Below are 26,454 nucleotides of genomic sequence, written 5' to 3'. Positions count from 1 at the left end.
AGCGCTCATGCAAAAAACAATAGGGGGTTTTTTTATAATGAAAAAATGGCTACGTTCAATTTCATTATCAATGGCAGCCGTACTTACTCTCACTGCTTGTGGTGCAGGTGGTGATACTGGTGGAGATACAACTGCTCCAGAGCCGGCAGAAGATGCTCCAGACACTGAGGAAGCAACAGAAACAGATTTCAGTGTTGCAATGGTAACTGATGTTGGGGGAATCGATGACCGTTCCTTTAATCAATCAGCTTGGGAAGGGCTAACTGAATTTGGACAAGATTTTGGGTTAGAAGAGGGAGTTGGCTATCGCTATCTTCAATCATCTACGACTGCAGATTTTGAACCAAACTTAAGAAACCTTGTTCGTGAGGATGCTGATTTAATTTGGGGTATTGGATATTTAATGGAAGATGCTGTTCGTACAATTGCAGAACAGGTTGAAGATGCTCAGCTTGCGATTGTCGACTCTGTTGTCGTTGATGGTGAAGGTAATACATATCCAAATGTTGCAAATGTTACGTTTAAAGAACATCAAGGATCATTTTTAGTCGGGGTAGCAGCTGGATTACAAACGGAAGGAAATAAAGTAGGCTTTATTGGTGGAGTAGAAGGTGCATTAATAAAGAAGTTTGAAAATGGGTTTAAAGCTGGGGTAAAAGCAGTTAATCCGGATGCGGAGATTATTGTACAATACGCTGAAAGCTTTAATGATTCTACACGTGGTCAACAAATAGCGAACACAATGTATAGCCAAGGTGCTGATATCATTTATCATGCTTCAGGTGGGACTGGAAACGGTTTATTTACAGAGGCAATTAATCGTGCCAGAAATGGTGAAGCGGTTTGGGCAATTGGTGTAGACCGTGATCAGTACGAAGAGGGGGCTTACGGTGACAATCAATCCGTTACCCTTACATCGATGATTAAGCGTGTGGATAGAGCTGTGTATCTTGTTTCAGATAGAACGTTAAATGGAGATTTCCCAGGTGGTGAAGTGTTAGAGTACGGATTAGAGGAAGATGCAGTTGGGATTTCTCCATCGACTGATAACATGTCTGAAGAAGCTTTACAAGCAGTAGAAGAGTATGAAGCGAAAATCCAGGATGGTGAAATTACCGTTCCTCAAACAGATGAGGAATACGAGGATTTCTTAGAAACCCTTTAATAGTTGAAGACTAAGGATGAAGCACCAGAATGATATTCTGCTAAAGAAGAAATTGAAGCTGCTTAAATGATTGCTTCGGGGTTGCCCCAAAAGGTTTATGTGACCTATTTGGGACAACCCTTATTATCTTAAATCTCGGAACTATGGTGAATGGTTGTTTTGGGTCACATTCACCATGGTTTCTTTAATGGATGCCCGCTAAGGAGTGAGAACATGAGTTATGTTATTGAAATGAAGAACATTCGGAAAGAGTTCCCAGGAATAGTCGCGAATGATAACATTACCCTACAGCTGAAGGAAGGTGAGATCCACGCATTACTTGGAGAGAATGGGGCGGGAAAATCAACCTTAATGAATGTCTTATTTGGCCTCTACCAGCCGGAAGCAGGAGAAATTATTGTTCGAGGAAACAAAGTGAAAATTACAGACCCAAATGTTGCAAATCGTTTAGGCATCGGGATGGTGCATCAGCACTTTATGCTCGTTGATAAGTTTACAGTTACTGAAAATATTATTCTAGGGAGTGAACCTACACGAGCAGGGATCATGAATAAACAAGAGGCTGCAAAAGAAGTTGAACGTATTTCAAAGAGATACGGTTTAGCCGTTGAGCCATATGCAAAAATTGAGAACATTTCGGTTGGAATGCAGCAGCGTGTTGAAATTTTAAAGACGCTTTATCGTGGCGCTGATATTTTGATTTTTGATGAGCCAACTGCTGTATTAACCCCTCAAGAAATTCAAGAACTCATTCAAATCATGAAAACATTAGTTGCTGAAGGAAAATCAATTATATTAATAACCCATAAGCTAAAAGAGATTATGTCTGTTTGCGATCGTTGTACAGTAATCCGACGTGGAAAGGGAATCGGTACGGTTACCATTCAAGAGACGAATCATCATGAGCTAGCTGAAATGATGGTAGGACGAGAAGTAAACTTTAAGGTAGAGAAAACACCAGCACAGCCTAAACATTCAGTCCTGTCTGTAAGCGATTTAACGGTAAAGAATAGCCGCGGAGTTCTAGCTCTTAAAGGGCTTAATCTAGAGATTAAATCGGGAGAAATTCTTGGTTTAGCTGGTGTAGAAGGAAATGGACAAACGGAATTAATTGAAGCTATTACAGGTTTACGAAAAGTTGATCATGGCAAGATATTATTAAACGATAGCGAGATAACAAATTTACCTCCACGTAAAGTGACAGAATCGGGTATTGGCCATATTCCAGAGGATCGCCACAAGCATGGTTTAGTTCTCGACTTTGCAATAGGTGAAAATATTGTCCTTCAAACCTATTACCAACAGCCTTTTTCAAAGCACTCAGTATTACAATATCCTGAAATATATGAGAAGGCTCGCACATTAATTCAGGATTATGACGTTCGGACACCTTCGGAATATACGCAAGCACGAGCATTATCAGGTGGGAATCAACAAAAAGCCATTATTGCGCGTGAGGTCGATCGCTCTCCAGCATTTTTAATTGCAGCTCAGCCAACACGTGGGTTGGATGTCGGAGCGATCGAATCAATCCATAGGCGTTTAATTACGGAAAGAGATAAAGGCAGAGCCGTTCTGCTTATGTCATTAGAGTTAGATGAAATTTTGAATGTAAGTGACCGGATCGCCGTAATTTATGAAGGAGAAATTGTTGCCATCGTTAATGCAGATGAAACGAATGAACGTGAACTAGGGCTTCTAATGGCAGGTGGTCATCGAGAGAGAGAAGGTGAAGCATAATGAAAGAAGCATCGGTTTTTAAACAGAGAATTATGTCAATAGCTGTTCCTCTTATTGCCGTTCTTTTAGGCGTAATTATAGGAGCGATTATTATGCTGATTAGTGGCTATGATCCGATAAAGGGATACACAGCATTAATTCGTGGGATTTTTAGTGAATCATATTATATCGGGGAAACGATTCGAGCAATGACGCCGCTAATATTAGCTGGGTTAGCTGTTGCCTTTGCGTATAGAACAGGGTTATTAAATATTGGTGTAGAGGGTCAGCTCATCGTTGGATGGCTCGCAGCGGTCTATGTTGGAATTGCGCTCGACTTGCCTGCGGTTATTCATTTACCGTTAGCGATCATAGCGGGAGCGTTGGCAGGTGCCCTTTGGGGATTTATACCGGGATTTTTAAAGGCCAAGTTTAAGGTTCATGAAGTTATCGTTACAATTATGATGAATTATATTGCCCTATTTACAGCTAATTCAATTATTCGAGCATTCTTACTCGTTCCTGGAGAGCGTACAGAATCGATATCAGAAACGGCTTCATTAGCTTCTCCAGTTTTGCAAGCAATGACGGATTACTCCCGTTTACATTACGGGTTTATCGTGTCCGTTTTGGCTTGTTTCATTATGTGGTTTGTCTTATGGAGAACGACAAAAGGGTATGAGTTACGAGCAGTTGGCTTTAATGAGCATGCGTCGCACTACGCTGGAATGAATGTAAATCGTAACATTGTGTACTCGATGTTAATTTCCGGTAGTTTTGCAGGTGTAGCTGGAGCGATGGAAGGGCTTGGAACGTATGGCTATATGAGTATTCTTGCTGGTTTTTCCGGTGTTGGCTTTGATGGAATTGCGGTAGCGTTATTAGGTTCAAACACAGCGATTGGTGTTTTCCTCGCTTCTTTCTTATTTGGTGGTTTGAAAATCGGCTCGCTTAACATGCAATCAAAAGCAGGGGTTCCGACTGAATTAATTGATATTGTCATTGCCTTAATTATCTTCTTTGTTGCATCAAGCTATATTATTCGCTGGGTTATCAACCGCATTAATAAGGAGGAAATTTGATGGATATTGTACAAATACTTGCACTAGTCATTCCAGCAGCGATCTATTTTGCAGCTCCACTCATTTTGACAGCCCTCGGCGGTTTATTTAGTGAACGTTCAGGAGTCGTTAATATTGGCTTAGAAGGATTAATGGTCATCGGTGCATTTACTGGTATTGTTATGACTTTAACCCTAGAAGGTGCCGGCTTAGGGGAAGCCTCGACATGGATAGCGCTACTAATTGCTGTTCTAGTAGGTGCAGTATTTTCACTATTTCATGCTGTCGCTTCTATTAGCTTTCGTGCTGATCAAATTGTAAGTGGTGTTGCGTTAAATTTTTTAGCTGTTGGCCTATGTGTCTTTCTCGTAAGACTCCTTTATAATAAAGGGCAAACTGATTCGATTAGAAACAGAATTATCTGGTTTGATATCCCTGTATTAAGTGACATTCCAATTATCGGTCCGATTTTATTTTCAAAAATGTACGCAACCTCGTTTTTGGCGATTGGACTCGCATTCATTACTTATTTCGTTGTATATTATACACCGTTTGGTCTTCGTCTGCGCTCTGTTGGTGAGCATCCAATGGCAGCTGATACGATGGGGATTAATGTGATTAAAATGCGCTACATCGGTGTGATGCTAAGTGGTGCTTTTGCGGGGCTAGGTGGAGCCGTATTTGCGGTTACCTTTTCTGGAAATTTTTCAGGGACGACCATTTTAGGCCAAGGATTTATGGCACTAGCTGCCTTAATCTTTGGTAAATGGCATCCGCTTGGAGCGATGGGGGCCGCGCTGTTTTTTGGATTGGCTCAAGCGCTAAGTATTACAGGCCAACAAATTCCATTGTTTGCAAATGTACCGTCCGTCTTTTTGTTAATTGCACCTTATGTTTTAACGATTTTAGCATTAGCGGGCTTTGTTGGTCGTGCTGATGCGCCTAAAGCAATTGGGGAGCCTTATGTTAAAGGTTCAAGGTAAAAAGCTTTGTCCTAAAAGGTCATAACACCTTTTAGGACATTTTTTTAGTGGCTGTTTCTTATGGTATAGTAATAAACGATAATCCTCACATCAGTTTATAGTGATAAAGTACGGGGAATGAACATAAGTGTTGTCTAAGAAGCAAGAGAGGAGGTTTGAAATGGATTATTCTTTAACAACTGCAACATGGCTGTTACTTTATATTCCGATGCCAGTATTAATCGTGTTATCTATCATATCTTTAGTAAGGAGGAGAGATTAATTGGAATTCTCTACAATTATTACATTTGTCGTATATTTAATCGGGATGCTTTTCATTGGTTTATTGGCATACCGTCTCACAAGTAATTTAAAGGACTATGTATTAGGTGGTCGTCGTCTTAATGGGAGTGTAGCTGCCCTGAGTGCCGGTGCTTCTGATATGAGTAGTTGGCTCTTATTAGGTTTACCAGGTGCGATGTATGTAGGGGGAATGGGTGAGATTTGGATAGCTGTGGGCTTAGCAATTGGGGCCTACTTAAATTGGCAGTTTTTAGCTTCAAGACTAAGAACGTATACGTTCATTGCTAAAGACTCTATTACCTTACCGGAATTTCTTGAAAATCGATTCCATGACCGCTCTAAGCTGCTACGAATGATTTCAGCTCTTGTTATTTTAATTTTTTTTGCTTTTTATACGTCTTCAGGGTTAGTAGCTGGGGCATTGCTTTTTGAGGCGTCCTTTGGAATGACCTATACTCAAGCGTTATGGATCGGGGCACTCGTTATTATTTCCTATACGTTTCTCGGTGGTTTTTTAGCTGTAAGCTGGACGGACTTCTTTCAAGGGATTTTAATGTTTTTAGCGTTAATCATAGTTCCTGCTGTTGCCATTTCTAGTCTTGGTGGCTGGAGTGAAACGGTTGATGCGGTTGGCGCTGTGGATCCAGCTTATCTTGATGCATTTCAAGGAGCTACGTTTATTGGTGTTGTTTCTTTATTAGCTTGGGGACTTGGTTATTTTGGCCAGCCACATATTATTACGCGGTTTATGGCGGTTAAATCGTTAAAAGAAATCCCTAAAGCACGTGCGGTTGGAATGACATGGATGATCCTATCCCTTTTTGGAGCAATCTACACAGGGTTTGTCGGAATCGCTTACTTTTCTACAGCTGGTCCGAATGCTGCACCTTTAGCAGAAGGGGCACATGAAACTGTGTTTATCATGTTTACTCAAGTTTTATTTAATCCGTGGGTTGCAGGATTTTTATTAGCAGCAATTTTATCAGCGATTATGAGTACAATCGATTCCCAGCTACTCGTTTCATCGAGTGCTCTAGCGGAGGATGTGTACAAAGGCTATCTACGAAAAAATGCCTCAGAGAAGGAGCTTGTTTGGGTAGGACGGATTGGTGTTGTTGTTATTGCGCTTATTGCCATCTTACTCGCCTATCATCCAGAGAGTTCGGTCCTTGACTTAGTAGGGTATGCGTGGGCAGGATTTGGAGCAGCCTTTGGTCCTGTTTTATTGCTTGCCTTGTTTTGGAAACGAATGACACGTAATGGGGCATTAGCTGGTATGATTGTTGGTGGAGCGACCGTTATTATATGGGCAGAGCTAGATAACATTTTAAGTTTATTCGGTGTATCTAAGGAAGCTATTGATCAAATGGTCATTCTAGGGCTTTATGAAATTATTCCAGGATTTATCCTAGCGGGACTTGCAAGTATTATTTTTAGTGTTATTGATGAAGAGCCTTCTAAGGAAATCCAAGAGGAATTTGAAAGAGCAAAAAGTGAAGTTGAATAAAGTACCTTGTTGGCCGAAGTGAGCATAAAGGATGAGGAGTATCAAAATGATCAAATTTTTTGATACTCCTCTTTATCTGATAATGGGGCTTTGTTGCCTACAGAGGCGGAATTTGGTATCATTAAAAATATTGTCAACACGTACGAATTTTTATGGAGGTGAGCTTGAGATGTCACGAATCTCGAAGGAAGAAGTAAAGCACGTTGCAAACCTTGCAAGGCTTGCTGTAACAGAAGAAGAAGTTGAACTTTTTACAAAACAGCTTGATGCCATTATCTCATTTGCAGAGCAGTTAAATGAACTTGATACAGAGGGTGTTGAGCCAACCTCTCACGTTCTTGATATGAAGAACGTACTGCGTGAAGATAAAGCAGATAAAGGATTACCAATTGAAGATGTATTAAAAAATGCACCAGATCATGAAGATGGACAAATACGTGTGCCATCAATTATGGAATAGTAGGGAGGACAAGCTTCATGTCATTATTTGACCATAAAATGTCGGAGCTCCATTCAATGCTCCACAACAAAGAAGTGAAAGTTTCTGAGCTGGTCGATGAATCCTATAAACGGATTGCAGAAGTAGACGACAAGGTTAAAGCTTTCTTAGCATTAGATGAGGAAAAAGCACGCGCTTATGCCAAAGAGCTAGATGAAGCCCTTGGAACGGATGAGCAACGTGGTTTGTTATTTGGCATGCCAATTGGGGTGAAAGATAACATTGTCACGAAAAACTTACGTACAACATGTTCAAGTCGCATTCTTGAAAACTTTGACCCAATCTATGACGCAACCGTTGTTCAAAAGCTTCAATCAGCTCAAGCAGTGACAATCGGGAAGTTAAATATGGATGAATTCGCAATGGGTTCATCAACGGAAAACTCTGCGTACCAAGATACGAAAAACCCTTGGAATCTTAACCACGTACCGGGTGGCTCAAGTGGTGGTTCGGCAGCGGCTGTAGCTGCAGGACAAGTTCCGTTTTCGTTAGGTTCAGATACAGGCGGTTCAATTCGTCAGCCAGCTGCGTACTGTGGTGTTGTTGGTTTGAAGCCTACATATGGTCGTGTTTCGCGTTTTGGTCTTGTTGCATTTGCATCTTCTCTTGATCAAATTGGTCCGATTACACGCAACGTTGAGGATAATGCTTATTTACTACAAACCATTTCTGGTCTTGATCCGATGGATTCAACATCAGCTAATGTTGAAGTACCAGACTTTTTATCTTCTTTAACTGGCGATGTGAAAGACTTAAAGATTGCGGTTCCTAAGGAGTACTTAGCAGAAGGAGTACAGGAGGAAGTTAAACAATCCGTTCTAGATGCTCTTAAAGTTTTAGAAGGACTAGGAGCTACATGGGAAGAGGTATCTCTACCACATTCTAAATACGCATTAGCTACATATTACTTGCTTTCATCTTCAGAAGCATCTGCAAATTTAGCTCGTTTTGATGGAGTCCGCTACGGCTATCGTACAGATAATGCGGACAATTTACTTGAAATGTACAAGCAAACACGTTCAGAAGGCTTCGGAAACGAAGTAAAGCGTCGTATTATGCTAGGTACGTTTGCATTAAGTTCCGGTTATTACGATGCTTATTACAAAAAAGCACAGCAAGTACGTACGTTAATTAAGCAAGACTTTGAAAAGGTGTTTGAAAAATACGATGTGATTATTGGACCAACATCACCTACACCAGCGTTTAAAATTGGTGAACAAGTTGAAGATCCATTAACAATGTATGCAAATGATATTTTAACGATTCCAGTTAACCTTGCAGGGGTACCAGGGATTTCGGTTCCATGTGGCTTCCAAGACGGACTACCATTAGGGCTACAAATTATCGGAAAGCATTTTGATGAAAGCACGGTTTACCGCGTTGCCCATGCATTTGAGCAAGCAACAGACTATCATAAGCAAAAACCGACATTGTAAAGGGGTGAAATAACGATGAATTTTGAAACGGTGATTGGACTTGAGGTCCACGTTGAACTAAAAACAGACTCGAAAATTTTCTCAGCGAGCCCGAATCATTTTGGGTCTGAGCCTAATAGCAATACGAGTGTAATTGACCTTGGTTATCCTGGAGTATTGCCAGTATTGAATAAATCTGCTGTTGAATTTGCGATGAAAGCTGCGATGGCTTTAAATTGTGAAGTTGCAACAGATACGAAATTTGACCGGAAGAATTACTTCTATCCTGATAATCCGAAGGCATACCAAATCTCTCAATTTGATAAGCCAATCGGGGAGCATGGCTGGATTGAGATTGAAGTAGACGGAGAAAAGAAACGAATCGGGATTACACGCCTTCACTTAGAGGAAGATGCGGGGAAACTTACGCACTCTGGAAACGGTTATTCACTTGTTGATTACAACCGTCAAGGAACACCACTAATTGAAATTGTTTCAGAGCCAGATATTCGTACTCCGGAAGAAGCCTATGCTTATTTGGAAAAATTAAAAGCAATAATTCAATATACAGGTGTTTCAGATTGTAAGATGGAGGAAGGTTCCCTACGTTGTGATGCAAATATCTCCCTTCGTCCAGTTGGACAAGAGGAATTCGGAACAAAAACGGAGCTTAAAAACTTAAACTCGTTTAACTTTGTTCGTAAAGGGCTTGAATATGAGGAAAAGCGTCAAGAGCAAGTCCTTCTTTCAGGTGGTGTAATTGAGCAGGAAACACGCCGCTTTGATGAAGCGACAGGTAAAACACTCCTTATGCGTGTAAAAGAAGGCTCGGATGATTATCGCTACTTCCCAGAACCAGATCTCCTTGCTCTTCATATTGATGATGAATGGAAGGCACGTATTCGTTCGGAAATTCCTGAGCTTCCTGACGCACGTAAGAAGCGTTATATTGAAGATTTAGGCTTACCAGCATATGATGCGATGGTATTAACATTAACGAAGGAAATGTCTGATTTCTTTGAAGCGACAGTGAATCAGGGAGCTGATGCAAAGCTTTCCTCTAACTGGCTAATGGGCGAGGTTTCTGCTTATTTAAATGCAGAGCAAAAGGAATTAGAGGATGTTGCTTTAACTCCAGAAGGGTTAGCTAAAATGATTGAGTTGATTCAAAAAGGAACGATTTCCTCGAAAATTGCCAAGCAGGTATTTAAAGAGCTTATCGAAAAAGGCGGAGACCCTGAAGAAATCGTCAAGGCAAAAGGTCTTGTCCAAATTTCCGACGAGGGCGAGCTTCGTAAAATGGTTACAGAAGTACTTGATAACAACGCTCAATCGATTGAAGACTTTAAGAATGGAAAAGATCGTGCAATTGGATTCTTAGTCGGTCAAATTATGAAGGCATCAAAAGGAAAAGCGAATCCGAAAATGGTAAATGAGATTTTACTTGACGAGATTAAAAAGCGTTAATTGAAAAATAAGGATGTGTCCAAAAAGGAAGTCGACTTTTTTGGACACTCCTTTATTTTTTAGCATTTTTTTAACCAATTGGAACAGAACAAAAACTATAGATAACTTTCTTTGGCGTATACTGATTGTAGAATAATTGTTGTTTTGATTCGTTTTAAGATACAATACAGAGAAACAAGAAGAATTTGATTAAAGTAGGGGATCAAATGAAAAAGGCACGTCTTATTTACAATCCAACGTCAGGTAGGGAACAAATACGCAGAAATTTAGCCTACGTATTAGAGAGATTAGAGCAGGCTGGCTACGAGACCTCAACTCATGCGACGACAGGTGAAGGTTGTGCAAAAAGAGCAGCAGCAAAAGCGGCTGAAAATGGCTATGATTTAGTGATTGCAGCTGGTGGGGATGGTACTATTTTTGAGGTTGTAAACGGACTAGCTCCACTTGAAAATCGGCCAAAGCTTGGCTTAATCCCGGCTGGAACGACTAATGACTTCGCTCGTGCTTTAGGAATCCCGCGTGACATCGAGAAAGCTTGTAATGTCCTTTGTGATGGACATTTAGAATCAATCGATATAGGTCAGGTTGATGACCGTTATTTTATTAATATTGCGGCAGGTGGTTCATTAACTGAGCTTACATACGAGGTTCCAAGTAAGCTAAAAACGTTAGTTGGGCAATTAGCTTATTATATAAAAGGCATAGAAAAGCTTCCACATATCGCCCCTAAAAATGTTACGATTGAATACGATGGGAAATTATTTGAAGGAGAAATTATGATGTTTCTCGTTGCAAATACAAATTCAGTTGGGGGATTCGAGCGCTTAGCACCTAATGCCTCATTGCAGGATGGAATGTTTGACTTTATCATCGTCAAAAAGATTTCGTTTCCGGAATTTGTTCACTTAGGGAGCCTTGCTTTACGCGGTGAGCATATTAATCACCCTAAAGTTATGTATGTACAAGCTAATCGAATTAAAGTTCAAGTTCATGGTGATATGCAATTGAATTTAGACGGCGAATTTGGTGGGTTATTACCTGCTGAATTTGTGAATCGCTATCAGCATTTTCAGATGCTTTGTCCTAAAAATAAATTAAAGTAAATGAAGAAACACTTCTTCCGAGTGAAGGGGTGTTTTTTGTTGATGAAAAATAAATCTAAGTGCCTAGTCCGAAATTAGTCCATTTTATTGTTTATTTGAATGTTTTTAACAATTTTAATATTTATATAAAACAAAATTTGTACTTATAATTAACATACAGGTGGATGATTAACATAAAATCTCAATATTTACAGTTACTCATCAGATCATCTGACTTATTTTGTAAGCGTTTTACTTTATGGGGGTGATGCATAGGTAAGATGAGTCAAGCTGAAAGTGACTTTCAAAATTATGAGGAGGGGTATTGTGTCTAAGAAATTATCACTGATGATGATCTTTACGCTGATATTTTCCATGTTTTCTAATGTTGGGTTAACTGGAGTAAAGGCAGAAGAAGTGGACCAGATTCAACTGGAGGATCTTGATAGAGGGTTAGTTGCTACAACAACCTCTGAAGGGATTTTTCTTAGCTGGAGACTCTTGTCAAATGAAGTAACGGCTTATTCTGATTACGGTTTAAGAGGAACAAACTTCAATGTTTACCGAGATGGAGAACAAATTGCAACGGTTGAAACAAGTACAAACTTTTTAGATAAAGAGGGGACAGAAACCTCGGAATACTATGTAAGCGCTGTCGTGGATGGGGAAGAAACAGGGGACCGAAGTGAAACGATTACGCCGTGGGAAAATCAGTATTATGATCTACCTTTACAAAAACCAGAGGATGGCGTAACACCTGCTGGCGAGTCCTATACTTACTCTGCGAATGATATGAGTGTTGGTGATGTAAATGGAGATGGCCAATATGAGTATATTGTAAAGTGGGACCCATCTAATTCAAAGGACGTCTCTCAAGTTGGCTATACTGGAAATGTCTATATTGATACGTATACATTCGATGGTAAGCTGTTATACAGAATCGATCTAGGTGTTAATATTCGCGCTGGTGCGCATTATACACAATTTATGGTATACGATTTTGATGGTGATGGAAAATCTGAAATGATTATGAAAACGGCTCCTGGTTCAAAAGTGGTGTACTATGATGAAAACGGGAACGTAGAATCAGAAGAATATATTACGATGCCTGAAGAAGATTTAGCGGCTGGATATAGCAATGAAGATGATTATCGTATGAGTGCTGATGATTACTATGAACATCTCGTTGGTATGTTTATGGATTGGCATAATCATGAAGAAGTCATAGCGGGCAACTGGCCAACGATTGAAGAAGGAATTGGAATGGATGCAACATTCGATTATCCTCTTTCAAGAGAAGATGCTGAAACGTTAGCTGATTACTTCATTGATGAGTATGCTCCTAGTAGAAGTGCACGAAATAATTTAAGGGAGTTCGAAGGATTTATATTAACAGGACCTGAATATTTAACGGTTTTTAACGGTGAAACGGGTGCTGAGATGGAAACAATCCATTATAAACCTGGTCGCGAAGACGATGGCTTGATTTGGGGTGATTATGCTTACTCAAGGATCGAACCAGGTAACCGTGTTGACCGCTTAAATATGGGGGTAGCATATCTTGATGGGAAGACTCCTTCCTTCTTCGTAAATCGTGGCTATTATACAAGAGCTGTATTTGTTTCTTGGAATTGGGATGGTGAGAACTTAACGGAAGTATGGACTGCTGATAGTGGTCATGTGCCGATGGATAATCCATTTAATAGTTATCCTCATGGTGGTGCAGGAGCCAATGAAGAGTTAGCAAGATTAGCGTCTCAAGGTAATCACGCTATTAGTGTCGCTGATGTAGATGGTGACGGTAAGCATGAGATTATCCATGGTGGAGCAACGTTAGACGATGATGGAACGTTGTTATATAGCTCAATGGAAGAACTTCCACCACAAAGTCCGGCTGCTGGAGATATGGCGGTATTCGGTCATGGTGATGCTCTTCATGTAGCAGATATCGATCCAGATAGACCTGGTTTAGAGATTTACTCTGTGTTTGAAGCTGGACCTTGGGCTCCGTATGGTTTCGCCTTACGTGATGCAGCAACAGGGGAAGTTATTTACGGCGAACATACAGGTGCCGATACTGGTCGAGGAATGATCGGTGATGTGAAGCGTGGACAAAGAGGTCTTGAAACATGGGCTGTTGATTTACGTACAGCTGATGGGACAGTTTTAGGTACGAGTAGACCTGGAACGAATATGAATATTAAATGGTCAGCTGATATGGCTACTCAAATTGTCAATGGTTCAGGTGGGGCAACACCGACTATTGATGATTGGGAATTTGGTAGAATGCTAACAGCTGAAGGGACGAGAACAAATAATGGTACGAAAGGGAATCCTTCATTAGTAGCTGATATATTCGGTGATTGGAGAGAGGAATTATTAGTAAGAACAGAAGATAGCTCGGCTATTCGTATCTACTTAAGCACGGAAGTAACGGATCGGAAGTTGTTTACACTTATGCATGATATTCAGTATCGAACAGGGATTGCATGGCAGAACGTAGGTTATAATCAACCTTCTTACCCTAGTTTCTATTTTGCAACCGATATTGATTGGGATAAGGTAACGGTTCCGAACACTGGTGAACTTCCATATGTGGAAGAAGAAGGACCAGCAATTGATATAACGGAGCTTGAGGAATTAATTGCAACAGCGAAAGGGATCTCAAATGTACAACAATCCTACACAGAAGAAACGTACCAAGCGTTACAAGACGCGATTGTAGAAGCAGAGGCTGCCTTAGAGACGATTAAATTTGATTATGAGCTCTATGCTGCATTAGAAAAGCTACAAACAGCTCTAGATGGGCTAGAAGCAATCATTGATCTTGGCCCAGGTTGGAGATTTGATTTCGGTTCAGATAACAGTCCGGTAGCAAACGGCTATTTACAGGTTTCTGATACGATGATTTACGATGAAGAAAGAGGCTACGGGTTTTCTGACAAAGGAACAGATGGCTCAAGGGATCAAGATAGTCCTGACGATTTAAGAAGAGACTTCATTTTAGCCTATGAAAAAGAATTTATGCTCGATCTGCCAAATGGCGAGTATGATGTGAAAATCACAACAGGTTCTGAATGGGATAGTAATACCACAACATACACACTTGAAGGTGGCGACACACAAGGTGGAACAAAAACAGTAGCGGGGGAATTTATTGAATATAATGATACCGTGCTCGTAGAAGATGGACAATTAAATATAAACTTTGCCGGTCAATGGGCAAGAATTAATGGAATTGAAATTGTTGCTGTAGAAGACTTTAATGTAAAATTTGATTTCGGTTCGGCAACAAGTCCAGTAGCATATGGCTGGAAGCAAGTTTCTAATACCCTTCTCTATGATAGTGAAAGAGGCTACGGACTAAGTAAAGAAGTTGCAACTCGTGATCGTGGTAATCCAGATGATGTTAGAAGAGACTTTGTAATAGACGGTAATTATGAATTTACAGTAGATCTTCGAAACGGAGAGTATGTAGTGAACATTATTGCTGGCGATGATATCGCTTCTAATAACTCTACGTTTATCATTGAAGGCGAAGATTTAGGTCAAATTTCTTCCGGGTCGGGCCAATATGCAGAGCTAGAACAAACAGTCTTTGTTTCAGATGGCCAAATGAACATTCAAATTGGCGGCAACGGACGCATTAACGGTCTTGAAATTTATTTTGTTCCAGAGTCAAAGGGAAAAGACAAAGATAAGGACAAAGACAAAGACAAAGATAAAGATAAAGACAAAGCTAAATAATCGCTCTTAAAAAGGAACCTTCTCGCCATTTGGCGGGGAGGTTTTTTTACTATACTGAAAATAGGATTGGCATTCAGCTTATGATACAATAACAACCAAGATTAGACGAAAAGGACGAATGTGATGAGTAAATATGAAGGCCCAGTTACGAAAAATGAAGTCATTGATGTAACGATAGAAGATCTTACCCATGATGGAGCAGGTGTTGCGAAAGTAAATGGCTATGCGCTTTTTATTCCGAAAGCATTACCGGGTGAAAAGATAAAGGCTAAGGTCGTAAAAGTGAAAAAAGGCTACGGATTTGCACGAGTACTTGAAACGTTAGCAGAAAGCCCAGACCGTATTGAAGCGCCCTGCCCGATTTATAATCAATGTGGCGGCTGTCAGCTCCAACATTTAAGCTACGGGGGACAGCTACGCTTTAAGCAAAAGCAAGTAAAAGATGTGTTAGAGAGAATTGGACAGCTACCAAATGTAACAGTTCATTCGACAATTGGGATGGAAGAACCGTGGCGTTATCGTAATAAAGCCCAGGTTCCGGTCGGAGAAATAGAAGGTGGATTAGTCGCAGGATTTTATCAAGAAAGAAGTCATAGAATCATCGATATGGATGAATGTCTAATCCAGCATGAAAAAAATGACCATGTTGTCACAACTGTCAAAAACATTGCCCGAAAATACGGAATCCGTGGCTATGATGAAGAAAAGCATCGTGGAACGCTAAGACATGTAGTCGCCCGTTATGGAAAGCATACGGGAGATATTATGGTTGTCCTTATAACAAAGGGACAGGAACTTCCTAATAAGAAAAACATCATTGAAGAGATTATTAAAGAGATACCGAATATAAAGTCGATTGTCCAAAATATTAATCCAAAACGGACAAATGTAATTTTCGGTGAGAAGACGATGGTTCTATGGGGAGATGAATACATATACGATACGATAGGAGACATTAAGTTTGCGATTTCAGCACGCTCTTTCTATCAAGTTAATCCAGAACAAACGAAGGTCCTTTATGACAAAGCGTTAGACTATGCTAAGCTAACTGGTGGGGAAACGGTCATTGACGCGTACTGTGGCATCGGAACGATTTCATTATTCCTTGCTCAGCAAGCAAAGCAAGTATACGGGGTGGAAATCGTACCCGAAGCAATCTCAGATGCAAAACGCAACGCAAAGCTAAATGGCTTTGAAAATGTCACGTTCGCAGTCGGAGAAGCAGAGAATGTCATGCCATGGTGGTACGCACAAGGAGTAAGACCTGACGTAATCGTCGTTGACCCTCCCAGGAAAGGCTGTGATGAAAAGCTCCTAGAAACGATTTTGAAAATGCAGCCAAAGCGAGTCGTGTATGTCTCCTGTAATCCGGCAACACTCGCTCGTGATTTGCGTGTGCTAGAAGACGGGGGATATCAAACACAGGAAGTACAGCCAGTCGATATGTTTCCGTGGACGACGCATGTGGAGTGTGTTGTGTTGATAGAGAAGAAATAGGTTGATATCAGTGGTTTATAGAGTTTTAAATAAAAATTGATAATGTATATAAGTTCCTCTAGACGAGAGTTTAGGGGGATTTGGCTTTAGAAGTGGGAAAAAGTTTCGCAGAATAGAGAAAATGTATGGAAAAGTATGGAATGTTGAAGTTGAGAAATAGAACGATGATTATTTACTGTTGTGTTGTTATTTAATTCTATAGTCTTTTCATGCATATTGTTGCTTGAAAACACAGTTATCACACATACTCCCGTCCCTATGGTTACTATTGTGTGTTACTTTTTATCATACTTAAATAATGCTTAGCCTCCTAAGTAAATAAGGAGGCTAAACTTCTGTTGAAAATATAAATTGTGATTCATTATTTTATTCTGCAGGCCAAGTCATACAATATATCCTTAGTCCATCGAACATTTTAGTATCCTTCAGCTCATATCCAAAACATTCGTAACTAGGCTCTTTAGTATGGTAGGTAAGGATCAGACCATCTAATAAGCGATTCCGCTTAAGGATAAATCTAAATTTTTTGATTGGTCTTTTTTTGTTTGAAAAGAAATAAACAAACATGGGGTCTTTCTCAAATGCTCGAGATAGCAAGGATATATGAGTTTCATTAATGCTTATTTTGTTCACCCCTATGGTGGAAAACAGAAAAGCTAAACAACACCTTGAAAATATAAAAAATGATTAAAGTGGAAGCAAAGAAGGGAGCAGTTTGACCCAAATAAGCCGCTATTAGCAAACCTACACCTGTTAAGCTACCGGCTAAGAGGTTATGAATGGAGTGGTTTCTACTCAAATTTAATAGTGCTGCACCAATTAATGTGTAGGCGCAAATCATAATCCCATAATGAATAGAAATTCCCATTGACCATGAAAGGATAATGGGTTGAATGTGGATAGCTATAAATATCCACCTTTTGCTTGGATACCGATTATAAAAAATATCAGTGCCCTTGGTTAAGTTAGCTACAACACCTCCTGAGATATCTAAGAATAAAAACCATGTTACTACTTGTTTTACTAAGGATAATTCCTTCCATTCATCATAGCCTAGAATACCTATTAGAAACCCAGAAATCAGTACAAAAAAACCAATAACAACTAAGGATGATTTCTCCTGAGACTCACCTAGAATTTCATGGAAAAACTTTGGAATTTTAATCATAGAACACCTCTATCTGACCGTCCGGACAGTCAATTTTAAAATGTAGAAACATGGCAGCAACTTATTTTAATAAAGACTGCCATGTTTCTACTTGTAAAGTCCAAATTTCTTTAAGTGTAACACTATCAGATTCTAATAAAAAATGTAGACCATAACCATCTAATGTCATGATGATCATTTCTGAAATTTTTAAAAGTCGCTCTTTTCTTTGGGAACTATAGCGCGATAATTGTGTAGCAATAGCATTAATCATCTCATCTTTGGTCTTTAATAAGTAGGCTCTATATTTTTCATTGTATAAGCAAGTATTATAGAAATTAAGTAAAACAGAAAGTGATAACTTTTCTTCTTCACTTAATGAGTAGATACTCTCCCCAAGAAAAAAAAGAAATGTTTCTAAGTCTGGGCCCTGGTGGGATCTAACTGGTGTCACTAAATAAGCAAGGATGTTCTCGAAAATCACATTTAAAACTTCATCTACAGATCCAAAATGGTGAAATATATTACTCTTACTAATTCCTGAAAGATTAGCTATTTTTTTTGCGCTTAATCCCTCGATTCCTTCTTCAGAAATGATTTTCATAGAGGCAGCTAGAATGCGATCTTTAGTTTCGTTGCCCTTAGTAATTCTTAAATCCTGAGTCAAGTTAACCCTCCTCTTTTATGATTTTAATTTTTATTAAAATACTAACCGAACGGTCAGTCAATATAATGATTTGATGTGGAAATATACTCTCCATTTTTTTGTGAAATATTATCACCATTCCATCCAATCCCATGTTGAGTGCGTTGCGTTGATAGAGTTGAAATAGCTTAGTATTAATAGGTTTATCGGTTTTTAGTTGGAAATTGAAGTGTGTTTTATGTTCCCTGATACTCAGAGTTTGGGGGATTTTTTGTTATGGGGGGTTTAACTTTTACGCGGTATATAACAATTACACATAAAGATTAGAATTTTGAAGGTGGAGATTTGTGGAAAAATTCAGTTTCTGAAAATTTCCAACATTAACCTTAACTCTCTAAACATTAGCAAGTTGTGTCTCCACCCTTTGTATATGATAAACCACCTTTTCAGTGGCCTCTTTGTAATAAGCGAAGCGTTTTCCGGTAAATTAATTTTTATAAAACTCTACGTGGTCTATATTAATCCAGTTATTTGCATTTGCGTCCAAGCACTTGTTGCGGGAATAGCAACATTTTTTTCCGTTCCTCCAAAGTTTTTAACATACATTTGGCTTGTGTTAAATCCACCACTACTCTTAACCCATGCTTTCATTGTATACGTACCATTCGAAATCCCTGTTTTTATCTGGTACGTACTAAGCTGATAGGAAGTGTTCTTCCAATGAGATAATTTGAAGCTTCCCGTATATCCACTAGCTTCCGTATAATTAGCGTTGTCATGTCCATTTGACCAAGTGGTCCACCCCGATGGGTTCTGTGTAGAACCATCAACTTCAAAACCAGGATTTGTGGCAATATTAACTCCTGAACTTTGTGTTGACCCTGAGGCGCCACTGAAAGCATCCATCGCTGTCGTTAATTGTAAGACATTTTCAGATACTGCTTTAGCTGCTCCTACTGGATAGCCATCAGGAAGAACGCTCGAGTGACCTAGAGGCTCCCAATAGAATACTCCAATTCCTTTTCCGTTCGGAATCTCTTTCACAGCATTGATCGTCTCGTGTATTGTCCAATAGGTATCGGTAGGGCTATTTTCGTGACCGCCTACTTCGACAACCATAACTTCCTTGTTATAACGGGAAGCCATATCATTCAAATTATAAGGTAAAATGATATGTCGTACAACAGGTATGCTCCTTTTCTATTTTTAGCTCCAGCACTTATTCTATTTCTTTGCTTTACTGCCTATCCAATTGTAGCTTCTTTGATTCTCAGTTTCCAGAAGCTTGAGGGCGGGGAGTATATATTTGCTGGATTTTCAAATTACATTCGTTTATTTAAAGATATGGTTTTTTATGAAGCTTTAAAAAATACATTTATCTTTTTTATCATTCAAATCCCAATCATGTTGGGCTTGGCATTAATCCTAGCGAATGCATTAAATAGTAAGTTACTAAGATTTAGAGGTTTCTTTCGCGTAGGGTTCTTTATGCCAGCTGTTACCTCACTTGTTGCATATGCGATTTTATTTTCGATTATGTTACAAGATTCAGGTCTAGTTAACCAATTTTTAGGGTACTTAGGAATTAATAATATCCCGTGGTTGGCTCATCCATTTTGGGCGAAGGTTTCTATTATTATGGCGATGACGTGAAGATGGACTGGATACAATATGGTCATTTATTTAGCGGCTATGCAAAATATCCCTAATGAACTATATGAAGCAGCTTCAATGGACGGGGCCGGTAAGATAAGGAAGTTTTTTAGTGTTACGGTTCCACAGTTGAAACCAGTCATTTTATTTACGGCGATTATATCAACGATTTCAACATTACAACTATTTGACGAGCCGTACAATTTGACAAGAGGTGGCCCTGCTGATTCTACCTTAACGTTAGGGTTATATATTTACTGTGTCGGTTTTAACTATTTTGAGTTTGGATATGCATCAGCCATGGCTTATGTCATTGTACTTATCGTAGCAGTGCTTGCGTTTATTCAGATAAAAGTGACGGGAGATGACTAAAATGGCGCTCAAAAAAGAGAAACAACAACACGAAGAAATGAATCCAGAAGAGGCCAGGAAGGAGACTTTAGAAATCGTGGGTAATGATAAGGTAAAGAAAAAGGAAAAGAATAGTCAATTGGTGAATAAAATAGTTATGTACGTTTTATTGTGTGTATTTTTGTTTATCTCTATCTTCCCATTTTATTGGATGTTTGTAGGTTCAACAAATCATACAAGTAAAATATTTACAAACCCGCCAACACTAACATTTGGAGATCAATTCTTAATAAACTTTACAAATTTAAATAATGCTATCGGGATTTATCGTGTATTATTTAACTCTTTGTTTGTTTCGTTAACGTTTGTTGTGCTGTCATTGGCTGTTTGTACTTTAGCCGCATACGCATTATCAAAGTTTCAGTTTAAGGGACTAATACGATCTTTATGATTTTTATGCTATCGATGATGATTCCTTATCAAGCTACATTAATTCCGCTGTTTCGTATGATGGTAAATTTTAATTTACTAAACACGTATTTTGCGCTTATCGCACCTCAGTTGTTCTTTCCATTTGCTATCTTTCTTATGAGACAGAACTTTTTATCCTTTCCGAGTTCTTTAATCGAGGCATCTCGAATTGATGGTGCAGGAGAGCTGAAAATATTTTGGTCAGTTGTGTTACCTTCTATGAACCCAGCTTTAGCAGCAACATCCATCTATTTGTTTATGATGCAGTGGAATAATTTTATGTGGCCATTAGTAGCAACAACATCAAAGGAAATGTATACAATTCCGGTAGCTTTATCAAGTTTGATTGGGATTTCAATGATTGATTATGGACAGATTATGGTCGGTATTACCATTGCTACAATTCCAATTATTATCTTCTTCTTAATGTTACAGAAACAATTTATTTCCGGCATGCTTGGAAGTGCTGTAAAAGAGTAGAAGATTGCAAGAAATTCGTATAAAGGAGACTTATTTAATATGAAAAAAAAATACTCAACCATTCATCCAAAAGTAAAAGGCTTTATGCATGGTGGTGATTATAACCCGGATCAATGGGTTGGTTATCCTGACATCATCGAGGAAGACTATCGTTTAATGAAGCTCGCTAAGTGCAATACGTTTTCTATTAATATTTTTGGATGGAGTGCAATTGAGCCGGAAGAAGGGACCTATACATTTGAATGGTTAGATAAAATTATAAATGGCTTAGCTGAACAAGGATCTCATGTAATTTTAGCAACACCGAGTGGGGCGAGGCCAGCTTGGCTTTCACAAAAATACCCTGAAGTACTTCGTGTTGAAAAAAACAGACAAAGAAATTTGCATGGCTTAAGACATAATCATTGTTTCACTTCACCTGTCTATCGCGAAAAGACGCAACAGTTTAATAGAATATTAGCAGAACGCTATAAAGACCATCCAGCGCTCATTATGTGGCATGTATCGAATGAGTATAGCGGGGAATGTCATTGTGACCTTTGTCAGGCTGCATTTAGAGAATGGTTAAAAGAGAAGTATCACAATAATTTAGATGAACTAAACCATGCCTGGTGGACTGGATTTTGGAGTCATACATTTAGTAATTGGGAGCAAATTGAATCTCCAGCACCGCATGGCGAGAACCAGGTTCATGGCCATAACTTAGATTGGAAACGGTTTGTGACAGAGCAAACGATTGATTTTTATAAAAATGAAATCGTACCTTTAAGAGAAATCACGCCTACGATTCCGGTTACAACTAATTTTATGGGAAGTTATCCAGAGATGGGGCCATTTCTAGGTTTGAACTATGATAAGTTTGCAAAAGAAGTAGATGTTGTCACATGGGATAGTTATCCAGCGTGGCATGGAGATTATCAAGAAACGTCAGAGCTTGCGGCGGATGTTGGCTTTGTTCATGATATGTATCGTTCCTTAAAAGATGGCCAACCTTTCTTAATATTGGAATGTACCCCGAGTCTTGTGAACTGGCATAAAGTAAACAAAACAAAACGACCAGGTATGCATCTATTATCTTCAATGCAATCTATTGCTCACGGTGCCGATTCAATTTTATATTTCCAATGGAGAAAAGGTCGAGGAGCATCGGAGAAATTCCATGGGGCTGTCGTTGATCATGTTGGGCATGAACATAATCGGGTGTTCCGTGAGGTTGCTGAGCTTGGTGAGGTATTAGAGAATCTCCAAGAGGTTGTTGGTGCTTCAGTAGAGGCAGAGGTAGCGATCATTTATGATTGGGAAAATCAGTGGGCGATTGATGATGCGCAGGGATTGAAAATTGAAAACAAAGAATATATTAATACATGCCAAGCACAGTACCAGGCATTTTGGAAAAAGGGAATCCCTGTAGATGTAATCTCAATGGATAAAGATTTGTCAAAATACAAATTAGTTATTGCGCCAATGCTTTATATGGTTCGCCCTGGAGTGGCAGAACGAATCGAAACGTTTGTCTCAAATGGGGGAACGTTTGTATCAACCTATTGGAGTGGCATTGTTGATGAACATGACTTGTGTTTCTTAGGAGGATTTCCGGGGCCATTAAAAAATGTTTTAGGAATTTGGGCAGAGGAAATTGATACACTTTACGATAAAGAGTTCAATGAAGTGAAGTTTAAAGAAGAATCTAGTTTAAATCTCTCTCAAACATATAAGGCTAGAGATTATTGTGAAGTGGTGCATCCTAAAGGAGCAAACGTGTTGGCGGAATTCCAACATGATTATTACCAAGGTATGCCTGCTTTAACGGTAAACCGTTATGGCAAAGGCGAGGCCTATTATATTGCATCGCGAAATGACGCCCAATTTCATGATGATTTTTATGGGGAGATGGCGGAACGATTAGATATTAAATCGGTATTTTCAGAGGAAATCCCCAAAGGTGTTAGTGTACAAAGAAGAGCGAATGAACATCATGAATACACTTTTGTTATGAACTTTAATGATCACGAACAAACGGTCAAATTAACAAAAGATCACGTGTATGTAGATATGGTGAGCCAAAGAGAAATAAAGTCAACAGTCGTACTTAAGCCTTATGGTGTCGTTGTATTGAAAAAATGTTAATAAGTATAGCGAAAACTTGTGAGGGGATGCATACCTTCACAGGCTTTTACTATAATGAACATGACATTGGAAACTCGTGTAAAGTTGGGAGAAAAAAATGGATAATGTAAAAATACGCTATACCTTTTCTTCTATTGAGAAAACCTTACCTTTATTTATTGAAAGTATAGGTTATAATCCACAGGAAGAGGATTTTGCTAGGCCAGAGGGTTATCCATATTATCATTGGCTGCAAACGCTCGAAGGTGTCGAGACCTTTTCGATTTAACAAAATCAACAAATATGTTAATTATAAATTATCTATCGTGATTAATAATAAAAATTAATACAAATGGCTATTGTTTAGTCAATTGGTACACTTTTAAAAAAAAGACACACAATACGGCACCATTATTTAGAATTACCACTTAGACCAAGTGAAATGTTTGGGAAATAATTGAAACAGGATGTTGGATGGCATAAAATTGGAGGAAACATCCAATGAAGTCCCTGTATTGTTATGATAAGTAGGTAAAAAATATAAAAGATTGATTTAAGTAAAAGAAATAGTTGCACTTCAAAAAGACAAAGGAAAAAAAGGAGATATGATGACAAAGAGTAAAACAATAATCGAAGCAGGATGGAACTTAGACAATAGTTATGCTCGTCTGCCAAAATCATTCTTTACAAGCCACAATCCCACTCCTGTACGCGCACCGAAATTGGTTATTTTTAATGATTCGTTAGCTGCATCCCTAGGATTGAAAAACGAGGCATTAAAAAGCGAAGAGGGCGTGGAGGTATTTGCAGGCAACCAAATTCCAGAAGGCTCTTCACCTCTCGCTCAAGCATACGCGGGCCATCAATTCGGACATTTTACGATGTTAGGGGACGGTCGCGCCATCTTGCTTGGTGAGCAAATAACTCCTCAAGGCGAGCGCTTTGATATTCAGCTTAAAGGTTCAGGTAGAACGCCATATTCCCGCGGGGGGGATGGTCGAGCTGCACTCGGACCGATGCTACGTGAATACATCATCAGCGAGGCTATGCATGCACTCGGTATCCCAACTACCCGTAGTCTAGCTGTGGTATCAACCGGTGAAACCGTTATCCGCGAAACGGATCTACCTGGTGCAATTCTAACCCGTATAGCTGCAAGTCATCTACGCGTTGGCACCTTTGAATACGCTGCAAAATGGGGAACAGTTGAGGAACTCCGAGCATTAGCTGATTATACGATTAAACGGCATTATCCAAATATTGATGCTACTGAAAATCGCTATCTTTCGCTACTGAGAGAAGTAATAAAACGTCTGGCGAAGTTAATTGCCAAATGGCAGCTAGTTGGCTTTATACATGGGGTAATGAATACTGATAACATGACGATCAGTGGAGAAACAATTGACTATGGCCCTTGCGCTTTTATGGATACGTATGATCCTGCAACGGTTTTCAGTTCGATTGACAGGCAAGGTCGTTATGCTTATAGTAATCAACCGAAGATGGCTGGATGGAACCTTGCGCGATTTGCTGAAGCACTATTGCAGCTTCTGCACGATGATCAAGAGGAGGCAGTTAAACTCGCTCAAGATACAATTTTAGAGTTTCCTGATTTGTATCGCCATCATTGGCTTGAGGGAATGAGAGCTAAGTTAGGAATTATAAACGAAGAACAACAGGATGAATCCCTTATTGAAGACCTCCTAAATATGATGCATAAGTATCGTGCGGACTTTACTAATACGTTCCGCGCATTAACCTTTGAAAAACTAGAGGATACAGACTTACATGGAACCGAAGAATTTGTACAATGGACTGAACGTTGGAAGGCAAGATTAGATAGGCAGCAAGAATCAAAAGTATCCTCGCTTGAACTTATGAAAAACTCTAATCCTGCGGTAATTCCTCGTAACCACCGGGTAGAAGAGGCGCTAGAAGCTGCAGAACAAGGAGATTTCAGCGTGATGGAGAGACTACTTGAAGTACTTTCAAATCCTTTTGCGCACTCACCTGAACAGACTGAGTACACGACAGTTTCTGAACCATCAGACCGTCCTTACCGTACTTTTTGTGGTACTTAATGTATCTAGGGCTAATTTAGAATGAAAGTACTTTTAAGTAGAAGGCGTTTTGATGGAAAAGATTTGCGTATCTGTATTGATAAAATCATTTTAAATAAAATTAAGCCCACTTTTTTAGAAGTAGTGGGCTTCAGCCTGTCGACAAAGTCTCGCGTCGACAGGCTTTTTTGTGATTAGAGAGGGGGTTGCCATGACTAGTCGCTTCGAATCCGCTCCCGGGATGGGGGGCACGCTTTCCGCAGGCGGGCGTGGAACTAACCGGCTCCGCCGGTGGATTTCCACCTGCCCTTCCTCCTGCAGGAGTCGGCCCTCCCATCCCGTCCGCTTTTTTAGAGGAGACATGAGAATCCCCTTACTCTTCAACCATCCTTCATACGAAGCAAATAGGAGACAGTTTACAGATTTTTTTCTATAATATGAATGAAAACAAGACTGGGGTGAATGGGGAATGATGTCAAAAAAGTTGGAAGATAAGCGGATGCAAATGGAGATGGTTTGGATTGAAAAGCTAGTTCCAGAAGACCATCTTGTTCGTAAATTGGATCACTCTATGGAATTTGATTTCATCTATGATTTGGTGAAAGATCTTTATTCTTCCGACAAAGGACGTCCTAGTATCGATCCAGTTGTTTTAGTGAAAATGGTCTTTATTCAATATATCTTTGGCATTCGGTCGATGCGTCAGACCATCAAAGAGATTGAAACTAATGTGGCTTATCGATGGTTTTTAGGATTTGGATTCGAGGATAAAATCCCTCACTTTTCTACGTTCGGAAAGAATTATGCTCGCAGATTCCGGGAAAGTGATGTGTTTGAACAGATCTTTTACCGCATTCTTCGGAATGCAATGGACAAGGGATTCGTTAATCCAGAGATTGCCTTCATTGATTCAACGCACGTCAAGGCCAATGCAAATAAGCGGAAGTTTGGAAAGAAAGTCGTCCGTTCAGAAGCACGAGCGTATCAGAAACAATTAGAGGAAGAGATTAACGTCGATAGAGAGGCAAACGGAAAAAAGCCCTTACCTCCCTCGAAGAAGGATACGACGAGGGAGGTCAAGGAGAGTACAACGGATCCTGAGAGTGGCTACTATGT

20 protein-coding genes and 3 pseudogenes are annotated in these 26,454 nt (G+C 39.5%); 20 read left to right on the top strand and 3 right to left on the bottom strand.

The genetic code is table 11. From position 1 onward, the window contains the following. Positions 1-37: 37 nt before the first annotated feature. The 12 genes and pseudogenes from B1R93_RS07735 (at position 38) to rlmD (ending at position 16,424) form a co-directional block, all read left to right on the top strand. The gene (locus B1R93_RS07735) at positions 38-1,165 is read left to right on the top strand and encodes a BMP family lipoprotein (protein ID WP_088103307.1); all 1,128 of its coding nucleotides are present in this window, start codon (positions 38-40) and stop codon (positions 1,163-1,165) included. Between the two features lie 213 nt (positions 1,166-1,378). After that, positions 1,379-2,905: an ABC transporter ATP-binding protein gene (locus tag B1R93_RS07730; protein WP_088103306.1), complete on the top strand. Its 1,527-nt coding sequence runs from the start codon at positions 1,379-1,381 to the stop codon at positions 2,903-2,905. Beyond that, a complete protein-coding gene (locus B1R93_RS07725; RefSeq protein ID WP_088103305.1) occupies positions 2,905-3,966 on the top strand; it encodes an ABC transporter permease in 1,062 nt (353 codons plus the stop codon). The genes B1R93_RS07730 and B1R93_RS07725 overlap by 1 nt, the downstream gene beginning before the upstream one ends. Further along, entirely contained in the window at positions 3,966-4,928 is a 963-nt protein-coding gene (locus tag B1R93_RS07720; RefSeq protein WP_088103304.1) for an ABC transporter permease, read from the top strand. Before B1R93_RS07725 ends, B1R93_RS07720 begins: the two co-directional genes overlap by 1 nt. Positions 4,929-5,190: 262 nt before the next feature. Then, on the top strand, positions 5,191-6,717 hold the full coding sequence (gene putP, locus B1R93_RS07715; RefSeq protein ID WP_088103303.1) for a sodium/proline symporter PutP: 1,527 nt from the start codon (positions 5,191-5,193) through the stop codon (positions 6,715-6,717). Between the two features lie 169 nt (positions 6,718-6,886). Then, on the top strand, positions 6,887-7,177 hold the full coding sequence (gene gatC / locus B1R93_RS07710) for an Asp-tRNA(Asn)/Glu-tRNA(Gln) amidotransferase subunit GatC (RefSeq protein WP_088103302.1): 291 nt from the start codon (positions 6,887-6,889) through the stop codon (positions 7,175-7,177). Between the two features lie 17 nt (positions 7,178-7,194). Continuing rightward, positions 7,195-8,652: an Asp-tRNA(Asn)/Glu-tRNA(Gln) amidotransferase subunit GatA gene (gene gatA, locus B1R93_RS07705; protein ID WP_088103301.1), complete on the top strand. Its 1,458-nt coding sequence runs from the start codon at positions 7,195-7,197 to the stop codon at positions 8,650-8,652. Between the two features lie 15 nt (positions 8,653-8,667). Then, positions 8,668-10,098 (top strand): Asp-tRNA(Asn)/Glu-tRNA(Gln) amidotransferase subunit GatB, encoded by a 1,431-nt coding sequence (gene gatB / locus B1R93_RS07700; RefSeq protein WP_088103300.1) that lies wholly within the window; start codon positions 8,668-8,670, stop codon positions 10,096-10,098. 206 nt (positions 10,099-10,304) lie between these two features. After that, on the top strand, positions 10,305-11,201 hold the full coding sequence (locus tag B1R93_RS07695) for a diacylglycerol kinase (protein WP_088103299.1): 897 nt from the start codon (positions 10,305-10,307) through the stop codon (positions 11,199-11,201). A 327-nt stretch (positions 11,202-11,528) separates the two neighbouring features. Beyond that, positions 11,529-13,754, top strand: a pseudogene (locus tag B1R93_RS07690) (rhamnogalacturonan lyase); the annotation flags it as partial. Positions 13,755-13,775: 21 nt separating this feature from the next. Beyond that, positions 13,776-14,927: a hypothetical protein gene (locus B1R93_RS23800; protein WP_342587518.1), complete on the top strand. Its 1,152-nt coding sequence runs from the start codon at positions 13,776-13,778 to the stop codon at positions 14,925-14,927. Positions 14,928-15,050: 123 nt separating this feature from the next. Then, positions 15,051-16,424: a 23S rRNA (uracil(1939)-C(5))-methyltransferase RlmD gene (gene rlmD, locus B1R93_RS07685; protein WP_088103298.1), complete on the top strand. Its 1,374-nt coding sequence runs from the start codon at positions 15,051-15,053 to the stop codon at positions 16,422-16,424. A gap of 613 nt (positions 16,425-17,037) precedes the next feature. Here the strand turns inward: rlmD and B1R93_RS07675 are convergent. The 3 genes from B1R93_RS07675 to B1R93_RS07665 all read right to left on the bottom strand — a co-directional run bounded on the left by B1R93_RS07675 (position 17,038) and on the right by B1R93_RS07665 (position 19,372). Then, positions 17,038-17,592, bottom strand: coding sequence for a hypothetical protein (locus B1R93_RS07675; protein WP_088103296.1), 555 nt, complete (start codon positions 17,590-17,592; stop codon positions 17,038-17,040). A 61-nt stretch (positions 17,593-17,653) separates the two neighbouring features. Continuing rightward, positions 17,654-18,238, bottom strand: a complete 585-nt coding sequence (locus B1R93_RS07670) for a TetR/AcrR family transcriptional regulator (protein WP_088103295.1) — start codon at positions 18,236-18,238, stop codon at positions 17,654-17,656. Positions 18,239-18,730: 492 nt separating this feature from the next. After that, entirely contained in the window at positions 18,731-19,372 is a 642-nt protein-coding gene (locus B1R93_RS07665) for a glycosyl hydrolase 53 family protein (protein ID WP_280949463.1), read from the bottom strand. Between the two features lie 18 nt (positions 19,373-19,390). Between B1R93_RS07665 and B1R93_RS23795 the strand changes: the two genes are divergently transcribed. The 8 genes and pseudogenes from B1R93_RS23795 to B1R93_RS23365 form a co-directional block, all read left to right on the top strand. Continuing rightward, positions 19,391-19,870: a carbohydrate ABC transporter permease gene (locus B1R93_RS23795; protein WP_342587511.1), complete on the top strand. Its 480-nt coding sequence runs from the start codon at positions 19,391-19,393 to the stop codon at positions 19,868-19,870. 15 nt (positions 19,871-19,885) lie between these two features. Beyond that, positions 19,886-20,242 (top strand): annotated as a pseudogene (locus tag B1R93_RS23790) (carbohydrate ABC transporter permease); the annotation flags it as partial. Between the two features lies 1 nt (position 20,243). Beyond that, a complete protein-coding gene (locus tag B1R93_RS23785; RefSeq protein WP_342587510.1) occupies positions 20,244-20,672 on the top strand; it encodes an ABC transporter permease family protein in 429 nt (142 codons plus the stop codon). After that, entirely contained in the window at positions 20,669-21,172 is a 504-nt protein-coding gene (locus tag B1R93_RS23780) for a carbohydrate ABC transporter permease (RefSeq protein ID WP_342587509.1), read from the top strand. The genes B1R93_RS23785 and B1R93_RS23780 overlap by 4 nt, the downstream gene beginning before the upstream one ends. Before the next feature lie 39 nt (positions 21,173-21,211). After that, on the top strand, positions 21,212-23,299 hold the full coding sequence (locus B1R93_RS07650) for a beta-galactosidase (protein WP_088103293.1): 2,088 nt from the start codon (positions 21,212-21,214) through the stop codon (positions 23,297-23,299). A gap of 97 nt (positions 23,300-23,396) precedes the next feature. Continuing rightward, a pseudogene (locus tag B1R93_RS07645) lies at positions 23,397-23,546 on the top strand (AraC family transcriptional regulator); the annotation flags it as partial. 340 nt (positions 23,547-23,886) lie between these two features. Next, entirely contained in the window at positions 23,887-25,359 is a 1,473-nt protein-coding gene (locus B1R93_RS07640; RefSeq protein WP_088103292.1) for a protein adenylyltransferase SelO, read from the top strand. A 448-nt stretch (positions 25,360-25,807) separates the two neighbouring features. Beyond that, on the top strand, positions 25,808-26,454 hold a 647-nt coding region (locus B1R93_RS23365; protein ID WP_245308237.1), incomplete at its 3' end, for a transposase.

It is taken from the genome of Halalkalibacter urbisdiaboli (assembly GCF_002156385.1).
GTDB classification, from domain to species: Bacteria; Bacillota; Bacilli; order Bacillales; family Bacillaceae_D; genus Halalkalibacter_A; species Halalkalibacter_A urbisdiaboli.
Note: the sequence above shows the minus strand (reverse complement) of the source record. Positions and strands in the feature narration are given on the sequence as shown.

Coding starts and splice junctions, on each gene's coding strand:
- B1R93_RS07735 (WP_088103307.1), top strand. CDS start 38: ATGAAAAAATGGCTACGTTCAATTTCATTATCAATGGCAGCCGTACTT.
- B1R93_RS07730 (WP_088103306.1), top strand. CDS start 1,379: ATGAGTTATGTTATTGAAATGAAGAACATTCGGAAAGAGTTCCCAGGA.
- B1R93_RS07725 (WP_088103305.1), top strand. CDS start 2,905: ATGAAAGAAGCATCGGTTTTTAAACAGAGAATTATGTCAATAGCTGTT.
- B1R93_RS07720 (WP_088103304.1), top strand. CDS start 3,966: ATGGATATTGTACAAATACTTGCACTAGTCATTCCAGCAGCGATCTAT.
- gatC (WP_088103302.1), top strand. CDS start 6,887: ATGTCACGAATCTCGAAGGAAGAAGTAAAGCACGTTGCAAACCTTGCA.
- gatA (WP_088103301.1), top strand. CDS start 7,195: ATGTCATTATTTGACCATAAAATGTCGGAGCTCCATTCAATGCTCCAC.
- gatB (WP_088103300.1), top strand. CDS start 8,668: ATGAATTTTGAAACGGTGATTGGACTTGAGGTCCACGTTGAACTAAAA.
- B1R93_RS07695 (WP_088103299.1), top strand. CDS start 10,305: ATGAAAAAGGCACGTCTTATTTACAATCCAACGTCAGGTAGGGAACAA.
- rlmD (WP_088103298.1), top strand. CDS start 15,051: ATGAGTAAATATGAAGGCCCAGTTACGAAAAATGAAGTCATTGATGTA.
- B1R93_RS07675 (WP_088103296.1), bottom strand. CDS start 17,592: ATGATTAAAATTCCAAAGTTTTTCCATGAAATTCTAGGTGAGTCTCAG.
- B1R93_RS23795 (WP_342587511.1), top strand. CDS start 19,391: ATGTCGTACAACAGGTATGCTCCTTTTCTATTTTTAGCTCCAGCACTT.
- B1R93_RS23785 (WP_342587510.1), top strand. CDS start 20,244: ATGGCGCTCAAAAAAGAGAAACAACAACACGAAGAAATGAATCCAGAA.
- B1R93_RS23780 (WP_342587509.1), top strand. CDS start 20,669: ATGATTTTTATGCTATCGATGATGATTCCTTATCAAGCTACATTAATT.
- B1R93_RS07650 (WP_088103293.1), top strand. CDS start 21,212: ATGAAAAAAAAATACTCAACCATTCATCCAAAAGTAAAAGGCTTTATG.
- B1R93_RS07640 (WP_088103292.1), top strand. CDS start 23,887: ATGACAAAGAGTAAAACAATAATCGAAGCAGGATGGAACTTAGACAAT.